Annotated in this window: 11 protein-coding genes; 6 read left to right on the top strand and 5 right to left on the bottom strand. The window is 35.6% G+C overall.

Features of this window, described 5'->3' with window-relative positions:
* The first annotated feature begins 95 nt into the window (after nucleotides 1–95).
* From LNP23_RS16055 to recQ, 3 genes are all read left to right on the top strand, one after another.
* On the top strand, nucleotides 96–1064 hold the full coding sequence (locus LNP23_RS16055) for a deoxyhypusine synthase family protein (RefSeq protein WP_035681188.1): 969 nt from the start codon (nucleotides 96–98) through the stop codon (nucleotides 1062–1064).
* Nucleotides 1065–1073: 9 nt separating this feature from the next.
* Nucleotides 1074–1481, top strand: a complete 408-nt coding sequence (locus LNP23_RS16060) for a hypothetical protein (protein WP_047775214.1) — start codon at nucleotides 1074–1076, stop codon at nucleotides 1479–1481.
* Between the two features lie 127 nt (nucleotides 1482–1608).
* Entirely contained in the window at nucleotides 1609–3720 is a 2112-nt protein-coding gene (gene recQ / locus LNP23_RS16065) for a DNA helicase RecQ (RefSeq protein WP_230001951.1), read from the top strand.
* Between the two features lie 531 nt (nucleotides 3721–4251).
* On the opposite strand, the gene ettA is transcribed toward recQ, so the two are convergent.
* The 3 genes from ettA to holA form a co-directional block, all read right to left on the bottom strand.
* Nucleotides 4252–5946 (bottom strand): energy-dependent translational throttle protein EttA, encoded by a 1695-nt coding sequence (ettA, locus tag LNP23_RS16070; protein WP_047775217.1) that lies wholly within the window; start codon nucleotides 5944–5946, stop codon nucleotides 4252–4254.
* Between the two features lie 34 nt (nucleotides 5947–5980).
* Complete coding sequence (locus LNP23_RS16075) at nucleotides 5981–6163, bottom strand: CAL67264 family membrane protein (protein WP_047775219.1); 183 nt, start codon at nucleotides 6161–6163, stop codon at nucleotides 5981–5983.
* Nucleotides 6164–6235: 72 nt separating this feature from the next.
* Complete coding sequence (gene holA / locus LNP23_RS16080; RefSeq protein WP_230001952.1) at nucleotides 6236–7240, bottom strand: DNA polymerase III subunit delta; 1005 nt, start codon at nucleotides 7238–7240, stop codon at nucleotides 6236–6238.
* Nucleotides 7241–7335: 95 nt separating this feature from the next.
* Between holA and LNP23_RS16085 the strand changes: the two genes are divergently transcribed.
* The 3 genes from LNP23_RS16085 to LNP23_RS16095 are packed head-to-tail and all read left to right on the top strand — an operon-like array spanning nucleotide 7336 to nucleotide 9692.
* A complete protein-coding gene (locus LNP23_RS16085; RefSeq protein ID WP_230001953.1) occupies nucleotides 7336–7779 on the top strand; it encodes a type I restriction enzyme HsdR N-terminal domain-containing protein in 444 nt (147 codons plus the stop codon).
* A gap of 27 nt (nucleotides 7780–7806) precedes the next feature.
* Nucleotides 7807–8826, top strand: a complete 1020-nt coding sequence (locus tag LNP23_RS16090) for a glycosyltransferase family 2 protein (RefSeq protein WP_230001954.1) — start codon at nucleotides 7807–7809, stop codon at nucleotides 8824–8826.
* A gap of 32 nt (nucleotides 8827–8858) precedes the next feature.
* Nucleotides 8859–9692: an OmpA/MotB family protein gene (locus tag LNP23_RS16095; RefSeq protein ID WP_047775225.1), complete on the top strand. Its 834-nt coding sequence runs from the start codon at nucleotides 8859–8861 to the stop codon at nucleotides 9690–9692.
* 484 nt (nucleotides 9693–10176) lie between these two features.
* Here LNP23_RS16095 and LNP23_RS16100 read toward each other — a convergent pair whose 3' ends face one another.
* Together LNP23_RS16100 and LNP23_RS16105 are read right to left on the bottom strand one after the other, a co-directional pair.
* Entirely contained in the window at nucleotides 10177–10797 is a 621-nt protein-coding gene (locus LNP23_RS16100; protein ID WP_047775227.1) for an L-threonylcarbamoyladenylate synthase, read from the bottom strand.
* Nucleotides 10798–10945: 148 nt separating this feature from the next.
* Entirely contained in the window at nucleotides 10946–13282 is a 2337-nt protein-coding gene (locus LNP23_RS16105) for an ATP-dependent helicase (RefSeq protein ID WP_230001955.1), read from the bottom strand.
* Nucleotides 13283–13338 lie beyond the last annotated feature (56 nt).

Consider the following 13338-nt stretch of genomic DNA (forward strand, 5'->3'; position numbering starts at 1 on the left):
ATTGATGATTTAATATCTTTAAAATTATTAATTTGCAGTATCATCTAAAAGGTTAAACTTTTAATTCAAAATAAAAAAACAAAAAAAACAAGAAAATGAAAGGACCAATCAGTCAGTTTATTGAAAAACATTATTTGCACTTTAATTCTGCTTCTTTAGTTGATGCTGCAAAGGCATACGAACAACAATTGGCAAATGGAGCTAAGATGATGGTAAGTATGGCTGGCGCTATGAGTACAGCAGAAATTGGTAAAATTTTTGCCGAAATAATCAGACAAGATAAAGTACAGATTATTTCATGTACCGGAGCCAATCTGGAAGAAGATATCATGAACTTAGTAGCTCATTCTCATTACGAAAGAGTTCCTAATTACCGTGATTTAACACCGGAAGACGAATGGGCATTACTGGAAAGGGGATTAAACCGTGTTACCGATACTTGCATTCCTGAACATGAAGCATTTCGTCGTTTACAAAAACACATTTACAAAATCTGGAAAGATGCTGATGACAAAGGAGAACGTTATTTTCCGCATGAATTCATGTATAAAATGTTATTATCCGGCGTATTAGAAGAATACTACGAAATAGATTTAAAAGATAGCTGGATGTATGCAGCTGCTGAGAAAAATTTACCTATCATTGTTCCGGGTTGGGAAGATAGTACAATGGGTAACATTTTTGCCTCATATGTAATTAAAGGTGAGTTAAAAGCCTCTACCATGAAATCAGGAATCGAATACATGACATTCCTTGCTGATTGGTATCCGAAAAATAGCACTAACGGAATTGGATTTTTCCAAATTGGTGGTGGTATTGCAGGAGATTTCCCTATTTGTGTGGTACCAATGTTGTACCAGGATATGGAAATGCATGATATCCCGTTTTGGAGTTATTTCTGCCAAATTTCAGATTCAACAACCAGTTATGGTTCGTACTCTGGAGCAGTTCCAAACGAGAAAATCACTTGGGGTAAATTAGACATCAAAACCCCTAAATTTATTATTGAGTCGGATGCTACAATCGTTGCTCCGTTAATTTTTGCATATTTATTAGATTTATAGGATAATTTTATGAAAAGAGTTATAGTAGACTACGCTAAACTTACCAACGAAATTTTAAACCTTTTGGTAGAGAAATTTCCTGATGGTTATGATGATTCGGATGTTATCCGTTTTAGAAATGCTAAAAACGAATTGATCGAAGCGGTTGAAGTTCGTACTGAAGACACTATTTATTTAGTGAAAATTAGTACCAAACTTGCAGACAGAATCGAAAACTACGACGAAGATGATGATATCGACGTTGATGTAGATACTATCGAGCCGGTAAAAGGTCTTGATCTTGATGATGATATTGATGAGGACGAGGATGAAGATACGCAAGACAAACCAGACTCTGACGGTGGAGATGACGATGATGACGACGAAGATAAAGAAGACATCGCTGACGACGACGACGATGAAGACGATGAAGATTAATTTATCTCTTTTTTAATAAACTAAAGGAACTCTATTCGGGTTCCTTTTTTTATTATTTCCTTATAAAACTTATCATTATTTATAAGAAAAATACTATATTTACATAATTCTAAAGTACTAGCGCCAGATGAATTCACAGATACTACATGCCAAACTAAAAGAAAATTTTGGATTTGAAAAGTTCAGACCCAATCAGGAAACGATTATAAACACGATACTTTCCGGTCAGGATACACTGGCTATTATGCCAACCGGAGGAGGAAAATCAATCTGTTTTCAGTTACCGGCGCTAGTGCTTCCGGGAATTACCATTGTTGTTTCTCCACTGATTGCGTTGATGAAAGATCAGGTAGACAGTCTGAAAACGAATGGTATTTCGGCTTGTTATATTAATAGTAGTCAATCTTCTGAAGAACAGCGATTTTACATCGATCACCTAAAGTCAAATACGATTAAACTGGTGTATATAGCCCCAGAAAGTTTGTCTTATTTGGATGCGGTTTTTAATGAGTTAACAATCAGCTTAATCGCTATAGATGAGGCACATTGTATTTCGTCATGGGGTCATGATTTTCGTCCGGCCTATACCAATTTAGGGTATTTGAAAAGCCGCTTCCCTTCTACTCCAATTCTGGCATTGACCGCTACAGCTGATAAAGCAACGCGTACGGATATTACAAAACAGTTAAATTTAAGAAACCCAAAAACTTTTGTAGCTTCTTTTGACAGGAAAAATCTAAGTCTTGAAGTCCGTCCCGCTTTGGATCGTATCAAACAAATTACAGATTTTATTGAAAAGCGACCAAACGAATCGGGAATCGTATACTGTCTAAGTCGTAAAACCACAGAAGAATTAGCTGATAAACTTCGAAAGAAAGGAATTTTAGCAAAAGCATATCATGCGGGTTTAGAGAATAAGCTGCGGGCAAAAACACAAGATGAGTTTATAAACGATGATTGTCAGGTGGTTTGTGCGACAATTGCATTCGGAATGGGGATTGATAAATCCAATGTGCGTTGGGTGGTGCATTACAATCTTCCCAAAAATATTGAAGGCTATTATCAGGAAATTGGACGTGCCGGTCGTGATGGATTGCCGTCTGAAACTGTTTTATTTGAAAGTTATGCCGATGTGATTCAGCTCCAGAAGTTTGCATCAGAAGGTTTAAACGCCGATGTGCAATTGGCAAAACTGGAACGAATGAAGCAATATGCTGATGCCTTAAGCTGTAGGCGCAAAATTCTGCTCTCGTATTTTGGTGAGTTGGTTACGGAAAATTGTGGTAATTGTGATATCTGTAAAAATCCTCCCGTTTTCTTTGACGGAACAATTTTAGCACAGAAAGCCTTGTCAGCGATTATCCGTTTGCAGGAATCCGAACCCTTGGCTGTAATTGTTGATTTTTTAAGAGGCTCGAAAAACGCGTATATCTACGAAAAAAATTATCAAACGTTAAAAACGTACGGAATTGGCGCTGATATTTCCTGGTACGATTGGAATCAATATCTTATTCAACTAATCAATTTAGGATATTGTGAAATTGCCTTTCATCAACACAATAAAATTTTACTAACGCCCTTTGCAAAGAAAGTGTTGTTTGAAGGCGAAAAAGTAAAACTGACAACCGTTGTCAAAAAAGTGATCGATAAAAACGCAATAAAAGAAAAACCAACAGTTGCCAAAAATTCTCTTTTTGAAACGCTTCGAAAATTACGTTACGAAATTGCGCAGGAAGAAGAAGTTCCGGCTTATGTGATTTTTAGTGATGCCGCCTTACGTCAAATGGAAACTGTTCGTCCAATGAGTGATGAAGAATTTTTGACTATTGATGGTGTTGGAAAAGTCAAACTTGAAAAATATGGATCGGAGTTCATAGACGCGATTATTGATTTTTATAAAAAGAAAAAGACCAACACAAAAACCAAAAAAGAAAGTAATACCTATAAAGAAACTTTAGAATTATTCCAAAGCGGTAGCTCTGTCGAAGAAATCGCCTTCAAAAGAAAACTCGGGCTTTCGACAGTAGTCTCACATTTGGCCAAATTATATGTGGAGGGCTATGATATTGACTTAAGCAAGTTTGTTACTTCTAAAGAAATTGCTCTATTAGAAAGAGCGCAAATAAAATTAGAAAACCCTACAGCTCTAAAACCTTATTTTGATCATTTTGAAGGAAGTATTTCGTATGATAAAATCAGATTGGGTCTTGCTGTTATTGAGAGGTATAATAAAAAGTAGGGCTCGCGCGCTTCGACTTCGCTCAGCGTGACAGAAAGAAAATTAGGTTTGTTTTTTGTTGATAGACTGGACTTGCTGTTTTTGAGTAAGATAAATTGTGAAAAGTAAAGTGATTGCTACAAATAGAATATTTTAAACGATTTGTCACCCTGAGCGAAGTCGAAGGCTATTTAAGTAATAAAGGGCTTCGACTTTGCTCAGCCTGACAGTGGGGGAATTAGTTTTTTTATGTGCTAAGTCTTGGTGTTATTGGTTGAAAAATAAAATGATCACAACAGATAGAAAATTTAAAACGATTTGTCACCCTGAGCGAAGTCGAAGGCTATTTAAGTAATAAAGGCGCTTCGACTTCGCTCAGCCTGACAATGGAGTTTGCTGTTGATGGGTTAGCAATAAAATTGCCGTATAGCGCACAACTTTATCTACAACTAAATTTTCAAAAATTTCACCAAAAAAAAAATCCCAAACCCCAACCTTTAAAGATTGGAATTTGGAATTTATAAAATTTGAAATTTAAATTCCCCCAGGAATTTAGTTTCTGATTAATTTTTTGTATTTCAAACGTTTTGGAGTTAAATCACCACCTAAACGTTTCTTTTTGTTTTCTTCGTATTCAGAGAATCCACCTTCGAAGTAGTACACTTCAGATTCTCCTTCAAAGGCAAGAATGTGAGTACAAATTCTGTCCAAGAACCATCTGTCGTGCGAAATTACTACAGCACAACCCGCGAAGTTTTCAAGACCTTCCTCAAGTGCACGAAGTGTATTTACATCCAAATCATTCGTAGGCTCATCTAATAAAAGTACGTTTCCTTCTTCTTTTAGTGTCATGGCCAAGTGCAAACGGTTACGCTCACCACCCGAAAGCATAGCGACTTTTTTGTTCTGATCGCTTCCTCCAAAGTTAAAACGGCTTAGGTAAGCACGAGAGTTTACCTGACGTCCGCCCATCATGATTAATTCCTGACCATCGCAGAAATTTTCCCAGATTGTTTTGTTTGGGTCAATGTTAGAGTGTGATTGATCTACATAAGCGATTTTTACGGTTTCACCAACAGAAAATTCTCCGCTGTCGGTTTCCTGCTCTCCCATAATCATTCTGAAAATCGTAGATTTACCGGCACCGTTTGGTCCGATAATTCCAACAATTCCGGCTTGTGGTAAAGTGAAATTCAAATTATCATACAATAATTTATCTCCAAACGCTTTTGCCACATTTTTAGCTTCAATCACATTTGTTCCTAAACGAGGTCCGTTTGGAATATAGATTTCCAGATTTTCATCCAGTTGTTTTTGATCTTCGTTTAATAATTTGTCGTAATTCTGTAAACGAGCTTTTTGTTTTGTCTGACGCCCTTTTGCTCCTTGACGAACCCAGTCCAACTCGCGCTCTAAGTTTTTACGACGCTTAGAAGCTACTTTTTCTTCTAATGCCATTCTGCTTGATTTTTGATCCAACCAAGAAGAATAATTTCCTTTCCATGGAATACCTTCTCCTCTGTCTAATTCAAGAATCCAACCCGCTACATTATCCAGGAAGTATCTATCGTGCGTTACCGCGATAACAGTTCCGGCATATTGCGCTAAGTGTTGCTCTAACCAAAGTACACTTTCTGCATCTAAGTGGTTGGTAGGCTCATCCAATAACAATACATCAGGTTGTTGCAACAACAAACGACATAAAGCAACACGACGACGCTCTCCTCCAGAAAGGTTTTTAATTGGCGTATCTCCGTCCGGAGTACGTAAAGCATCCATTGCGATTTCTAATTTGGTATCAATTTCCCAAGCTCCAAGCGCATCAATTTTATCTTGTAAAGCTGCTTGACGGTCCATTAATTTGTCCATTTTATCCGCATCTTCGTAATTTTCAGGAAGACCAAATAAATCATTAATGTTGTTGTATTCTTCTAAAACTGCCATAGTTTCGGCAACTCCTTCACGAACAATATCAATAACTGTTTTCGTTTCGTCTAATTGTGGTTCTTGCTCTAAATAACCAACAGTATAACCCGGAGCAAAAACTACATCACCCTGATAATTCTTATCAACTCCGGCAATAATCTTCAAAAGAGAAGATTTTCCGGAACCATTTAAACCTAAAATACCAATTTTAGCTCCATAAAAAAAGCTTAAATAAATATTCTTTAGTACTTGTTTGTCACTGCTTGAGTAGGTTTTACTCAATTTTGACATGGAGAAAATTACTTTCTTATCGTCTGACATTATGATCTATTTTTTAAATTTCTATATTTTTATTTTAAACTCTACCTTTTAAAGCATTAAAAACCCATGCATTAGCAAAGAAACCAACGCCTACAGCTCCAAATCCCCAACCCGAAACATCACTATATCTAAAAGCTCCAAGACCTATTAATAACAATCCCATAAGTATCATTATAAAAGTAGCCCATCCTAAAACAGTATTTTTATTCATTCCCATAATTGTGAATTATTTTTTAATCTAGATTATTTTAATTTTTTTGGAAATGCAAATATCGTGAATTTTCATGGCTTAATTAAATATTTTGTAAAGCATTTCTTTTAACAAATCTGATTGAGGTAATGCATTCGCCCCAACTCCTTTACTTTTTACATCAATATCGCGTAATGCGCCTATTATTTGACTTACTTTTCGCATCGGGTAATTCTTTATCGCCAGGTCGTATTCCTTTAGAAAATAAGGATTTACTCCGATGGCTGTAGCTACATTTTTCGGATTCTTGTCTTTAAGTCCGTGGTATTTCAGTAGTTGTATAAAAAATCCAAATACCAGTCCGGTTGTCATTACCAGCGGGTATTCTTTTGGATTGTGAGCAAAGTTTTCTGCAATCTTGTACGCTTTAATCTGATTGCGCTCTCCGATTGCCTTTCTTAATTCAAAAACATTGTAGTCTTTACTGAAACCAATATTTTCTTCAATATGTTGTGGCGTAATTACAGTTCCTTGTGGCAAAATAATCTGTAATTTTTCAAGTTCATTATTGATTTTACTTAAATCGGTACCTAAAAATTCAACCAGCATGGCATTTGCTTTGGGGTCAATTGTATATTTTTTTCCCGCTAATACCCGTTTGATCCAGTCACCAACCTGATTTTCGTATAATTTTTTACTTTCAAAGACAACTCCTTTTTGAGCTAATAGTTTGGTTACTTTTTTACGTTTATCAAGTGTTTTGTATTTGTAACAAAAGACTAAAACCGTAGTTTCCATAGGATTGACAACATAAGATTCTATTTTGTCAATAGTTCTGGATAAGTCCTGCGCTTCTTTCACTATAACAACCTGACGATCAGCCATCATCGGATAGCGCTTAGCCGTTGAAACAATATCCTCGACAGAAACATCTCTTCCGTATAAAACAGTCTGGTTGAATCCTTTCTCCTCTTCTGCAAGTAGATTTTTCTCCATGTACTCTGCTAACTTATCAATATAATAAGGCTCTTCACCCATTAAAAAATAAATTGGCTTAATATTTCCGGCTTTTATATCATTTACAATTTTTACAACTTCATCCATTCATTTTGATGTTTCAAGTTGCAGGTTTCAAGTTTACGCTCCAATAACTTGAAACTTTAAACTTGAAACCTGCAACAATTTTATATTTTTGCTTTATGCTAAAATTAAATTTCCCTACTTATACTTTCCGATTCAAAAATAGCGAAAATAAAGTGTCTATTTTTGATGAAATCAGGAAAAAATTCATCATTCTTACCCCGGAAGAATGGGTGCGTCAGCATGTCGTCCATTTTTTAATGAAGGAGAAAAAATACCCCAAATCACTTATAAATGTGGAAAAAGTCATGACAGTCAATGGATTGCGAAAGCGTTACGATGTTGTGGTCTTTAATTCTGATGGTTCTATACATATATTGGTAGAGTGCAAAGCGCCTGAAGTAAAAATATCGCAGGCAACTTTTGACCAGGTTGCCCGTTATAATATGACAATGCAGGCACGGTTTTTGAATGTTACGAACGGTCTGAATCATTATTATTGTCAAATGGACTTTGAAAACGAGAAATATGCGTTTTTACCATCGCTTCCGGACTATAAATAAATTTTAATAAATTATAAAAAAATACTTTTGGATAAAATAGCAGTCGTAATTTTAAATTGGAATGGAGTAAAATTGTTAGAGCAGTTTTTACCTTCTGTCATCCAATTTTCGGCAGAAGCCACTATTTATGTTGCAGATAATGCTTCAACGGACAATTCTATAAATTTCGTCAAAGAAAACTTCCCAACCATAAAGATTGTCAAAAATGATGGCAATCATGGTTTTGCGAAAGGATACAACGATGCTTTACAACATATTGACGCCGAACTATACGCTTTAGTCAATTCAGATATCGAGGTAACAGAAAATTGGTTGAAACCTATTATAGAAATGTTTGACAGTGAAAAGCAAACGGCTATTATTCAACCTAAAATTCTGGACTTTAAAAATAAAGAATATTTCGAATACGCCGGTGCAGCGGGTGGTTTTTTAGACAAATATGGATATCCTTACTGTCGTGGACGTATTTTTGAAACGATTGAGAAAGACAATGGTCAATACGATGATAATTGCGAATTATTCTGGGCTTCCGGGGCTTGTTTTTTTATTAGAAGGACTGTTTATCATGAATTAGAGGGTTTTGATGCTGCTTTTTTTGCGCATCAGGAGGAAATCGATTTGTGCTGGCGTGCTTTAAATGAAGGGTATATTATTAAATACAATTCACAATCGATAGTGTATCATGTGGGAGGCGCGACTTTACAACAAGGAAATCCAAGAAAAACCTATCTGAATTTCAGGAACTCGTTACTAATGATGGTAAAAAACCTTCCGAAAAAAGGGTTACTCTCCACTCTTTTCGTCCGAATGGTTTTAGACGGAATTGCGGGGGTACGTTTTCTTTTTCAAGGAAAATTTCAGCACGCTATTGCGATTTTGAAAGCGCATTTCTCATTTTATGGCCTGTTTTTTGCGTATAAAAGAAAAAGAAAAGATTTTCAGATCCAACAATACTATAGTGTCAAAAGTATCGTTTACTTGTATTACGTGGAAAAATTGACATTATTTAAAGAAATCTTTAACAGAATTCAATATATTAAAAACTAAATTTGTAATCAACGTCTAATTAAATTAAAATTATGAGAAAAATAGTAATTGCACTATCCGTATTAATGGCTTTAACTTCGTGTGTTTCGAAAAAACAATACGCGGCATTAGAAGCTAAAAACAAAGAGACTCAAGACTTATTAAATTCTTGTACTGTAAAACTTAATTCATGTTTGGAAGAGAAAGCGGGCTTAGCAGCTACTGCTGAAAGTTATAAATCACACAACCAGGACTTAATAAACAGTTCTAAAGATTTGACTGTATTAACTACAAAAGGAGCTGAAAATCTAGAGAAATCTTTAGAAAGTTTAAAAGAGAAAGATTTAAAAATATCAAGACTTCAGGATGCTTTAACTAAAAAAGACAGTGTGACGTTGGCTTTAGTAACAAGCTTAAAAGGAGCAGTTGGAATCAACGATCCGGACATCGAAATCAACGTTGAAAAAGGAGTTGTATTTATTTCTATTGCAGATAAATTATTATTTAAAAGTGGTAGTTATGACGTAAGTGATAAAGCAAAAACAGTTTTGGCTAAAGTGGCTAAAGTTGTAAATGACAAACCGGACTTTGAATGTATGGTTGAAGGTCATACAGATGACGTTCCTTACAAAAGCAACGGAATTATCTTAGACAACTGGGATTTAAGTGTGAAACGTTCTACTGCTATTGTACGTGTATTAACAAACGATCTTGGTGTAAATCCAGCGAAATTAATTGCTGCAGGTAGAAGTTCATATGTGCCTTTAGTTGCAAATGATACTCCTGAAAATAAAGCTCGTAACAGAAGAACTCGTATTGTGGTTATGCCAAAAATCGATCAATTCTACGATATGATTGAAAAAGAAATGAAAAAACAATCGAAATAATTCTTTATTTCCATATCATTTTTAAACAGAAAAAGCAGGTCGAACGACCTGCTTTTATGTATTCTTAACTTTGTTTAATAACCAATTAAATATAAATCAAGAATAGCATTATTTTTAATTAACTAACTAAATTTTAACTGATATTAAAGTTAGTTATTATTTTTAAATTACGATACGTTTTAAGTTTTTTTTTACAAAAGCACTATTAAGGTTTCAATTTATAGCTGCAAATTAGATTTTTATTGCTGTATTGTATCGTTTAACAGCATCATATCCCCCACTTTCTTTTCTTCCCATTTACTCAGAAAAACGATGTTTTTCAATATTTGAGTTACTCTCTTGCTTGTAAATGTAAAAACGATCCGTCTGAAAGTGTATTCCGGATTACTCAGTTTTTTTAAATAAAAGAAAAATGGTTTAATTAATTCACAAGTAAATTAATCAAACCATTCTTTGTTATACTAAAATTGTATTCTTTTATTTTTTACAGAATATCAATATCTCCTTTTCCTTCTCTGATAATTACAGGCTCATGTTCAGATAAATCTATAATTGTTGAACCAACGTTATCTCCATAACCTCCGTCAATAACAAGATCTACCAGGTTTTGCCATTTTTCAAAAATGAGTTCAGGATCTGTTGTATATTCAATTACATCATCCTCATCACGTATCGAAGTAGAAACAATTGGGTTTCCTAGCTGTCTCACTATTTCTAAAACAATATTATTATCCGGCACACGAATACCGACAGTGGTTTTCTTCTTAAATTCTTTTGGTAAATTGTTATTTCCCGGCAAAATAAAAGTATAAGGTCCCGGCAGCGCCCGTTTCAGGATTTTAAACGTTGACGTATCAATTTGTCTCACATAATCGGATAAATTGCTTAAATCATGACAAATGAAGGAGAAGTTTGCTTTCTCCAGCTTTACGCCTTTTATTTTTGCTATTTTTTCCAACGCACGGGAATTGGTAATATCACAACCCAATCCGTACACCGTATCTGTTGGATAGATTACCAGACCACCATTCTGAAGTACTTTTACCACTTTGGCTATTGCAGCTTCACTTGGTTTATCGGGGTATATTTTTATAAATTCTGCCATGAGTTTTTTTGTTTACAGTTTCTGGTTTCACGTTTAAAGTTTAAAGTTTCACGTTTCACGTTTCATGTTTTACGTTTCATGTTTTACGTTTAAGGACTTGTGATGAGAACTTGAAACTTTAAACCTGAAACTTAAAACAAATTCCTTGTTATCCTACCACGTCTAATTTAGCAAATCGAAGTAATAATTTCTTGAGTCCGCCTACTTCAAATTTAATTTCGGCTTTTTTATCGGGACCAACTCCTTCCAGATTGACTACCTCTCCTCTACCAAAACGTTCGTGCATTACGACATTTCCGATTGTCAATTTATTATCGAATAAATTTGGAGCACTACTGTTTGGATTCGTTCCTGCAACCGGTTTCAACTTGCGGACATTAGAATCCGGTCTTGGCTCATTATTAGTGTGCTGTTTCGGTGGAGTACTTCCAATCGGTTTTGCCAGTCGTAATTTTGATTTGTCAATATCTCCAAAAATATCGCCGTCAATCGGGGACTTGTATCTGTAATTCGTTTCTGCGGGAGTTAAATATTCGAGGTATTGCGCATCAATTTCTTCAATAAATCGGGAAGGCTCACTATCGGTTAATTTTCCCCAGCGGTAACGCGATTGTGCATACGTTAAGTACGCTTGATGTTCGGCACGTGTCAGGGCTACGTAAAATAAACGTCGCTCTTCTTCCAGTTCGCTTCGGGTACTCATACTCATGGCACTCGGAAACAAATCTTCTTCCATTCCGACTGCAAAAACATGAGGAAATTCCAATCCTTTTGCTAAGTGAATGGTCATTAAAGCGACACGATCTTCATCGGTTGTATCGTTGTCTAAGTCGGTAGCAAGGGCAACATCCTGCATAAATTCAGACAAAGCACCTCTTGCGCCGTCAATTTCTCTCTGGCCTTCGGTGAAGTCTTTTATACCATTTAAAAGTTCTTCGATATTTTGAACTTTAGCCATTCCTTCCGGAGTAGCATCTTTTTTAAGCTCTTGTACTAAACCTGTTTTTTTGGCTACGTGGTCTGTAATATAAAAAGCATCCTGATTCTGATCAATAACCTGAAAACTCTGGATCATGGTCACAAAATCTTTCAACTTGTTTTTGGTTCCTGTATTCAGTTTCAAATCAATTTTATCGATGTTTACCATTACTTCCCAAATCGATCTTTTGTAATGATTGGCAGCAATAGTTAATTTTTCGACCGTTGTATCTCCAATTCCACGAGCCGGATAATTGATCACACGAATCAATGCTTCTTCGTCTTTTGGGTTGATAACCAAACGTAAATAACACAAAACGTCTTTGATTTCTTTACGTTGGTAGAAAGACAAACCACCATAAATTCGATACGGAATATCACGTTTTCTCAAAGCATCCTCCATCGCACGCGACTGCGCATTGGTACGATACAAAATAGCGAAGGAACCATTATGCAACTGATTTTGCATTTTTTGTTCGAAAATTGTACTGGCCACAAATCGACCTTCCTCGGCATCGGTCAAGCTTCGGTGTACTTTGATTTTTGGTCCGAAATCATTTGCGGTCCAAACAATTTTATCCAGTTTCGTTTTATTCTTATCGATAATGGTATTGGCCGCTTCTACAATATTTCGGGTAGAACGGTAATTTTGCTCCAATCGGAACATTTTTACCCCTTCATAATCCTTCTGAAAATTCAGAATGTTATTGATATTCGCTCCACGGAAAGCATAGATACTTTGCGCATCATCACCTACCACGCAAATATTCTGAAATTTATCTGATAATGCTCTTACAATCAAATATTGAGAGTGATTGGTATCCTGGTACTCATCAACCAAAATATATCTAAAACGGTTTTGGTATTTTGATAAAACTTCCGGAAAACGGGTTAACAATTCGTTGGTTTTCAACAACAAATCATCAAAGTCCATTGCTCCGGCTTTGAAACATCTTTCAACATATTGCTGATAAATCTCTCCTAACCTAGGTCTTTTGGCCATAGCGTCGGCTTCTTGCAACTCAGGATCGTTGAAATAGGCTTTTACCGTAATTAAACTGTTTTTATAATTTGAAATTCGGCCTAAAATCTGTTTTGGTTTATAGACATCGCGATCCAATTGCATTTCTTTAATGATCGAAGAAATCAACCTTGCAGAATCCTGTGAGTCATAAATCGTAAAATTTGACGGATATCCCAAATGGTCTGATTCGGCACGAAGGATACGGGCAAAAATAGAGTGAAATGTCCCCATCCAAAGGTTCTTTGCCTCAGCAGATCCTACGATATCAGAGATCCTGTGTTTCATTTCACGAGCTGCTTTGTTCGTAAAAGTCAACGACAATATATTAAAAGCATCAACACCCTGATGCATCAGATAAGCAATTCTAATGGTAAGAACACGGGTTTTTCCTGAACCTGCACCAGCAATAATAATCATTGGCCCGTCTTTTTGTAAAACGGGTTCTCTTTGCGCTTCGTTTAGCTGGTCAATATAATTTTGCATGAAATTTTTCTATTTAGGCAAAAATAAGAATTCTAGTTTTAATAAGCTAGTAAGTT

The organism is Flavobacterium cupriresistens (assembly GCF_020911925.1).
Taxonomy (GTDB): domain Bacteria; phylum Bacteroidota; class Bacteroidia; order Flavobacteriales; family Flavobacteriaceae; genus Flavobacterium; species Flavobacterium cupriresistens.

Coding starts and splice junctions, on each gene's coding strand:
- LNP23_RS16055 (WP_035681188.1), top strand. CDS start 96: ATGAAAGGACCAATCAGTCAGTTTATTGAAAAACATTATTTGCACTTT.
- LNP23_RS16060 (WP_047775214.1), top strand. CDS start 1,074: ATGAAAAGAGTTATAGTAGACTACGCTAAACTTACCAACGAAATTTTA.
- recQ (WP_230001951.1), top strand. CDS start 1,609: ATGAATTCACAGATACTACATGCCAAACTAAAAGAAAATTTTGGATTT.
- ettA (WP_047775217.1), bottom strand. CDS start 5,946: ATGTCAGACGATAAGAAAGTAATTTTCTCCATGTCAAAATTGAGTAAA.
- LNP23_RS16075 (WP_047775219.1), bottom strand. CDS start 6,163: ATGGGAATGAATAAAAATACTGTTTTAGGATGGGCTACTTTTATAATG.
- holA (WP_230001952.1), bottom strand. CDS start 7,240: ATGGATGAAGTTGTAAAAATTGTAAATGATATAAAAGCCGGAAATATT.
- LNP23_RS16085 (WP_230001953.1), top strand. CDS start 7,336: ATGCTAAAATTAAATTTCCCTACTTATACTTTCCGATTCAAAAATAGC.
- LNP23_RS16095 (WP_047775225.1), top strand. CDS start 8,859: ATGAGAAAAATAGTAATTGCACTATCCGTATTAATGGCTTTAACTTCG.
- LNP23_RS16100 (WP_047775227.1), bottom strand. CDS start 10,797: ATGGCAGAATTTATAAAAATATACCCCGATAAACCAAGTGAAGCTGCA.
- LNP23_RS16105 (WP_230001955.1), bottom strand. CDS start 13,282: ATGCAAAATTATATTGACCAGCTAAACGAAGCGCAAAGAGAACCCGTT.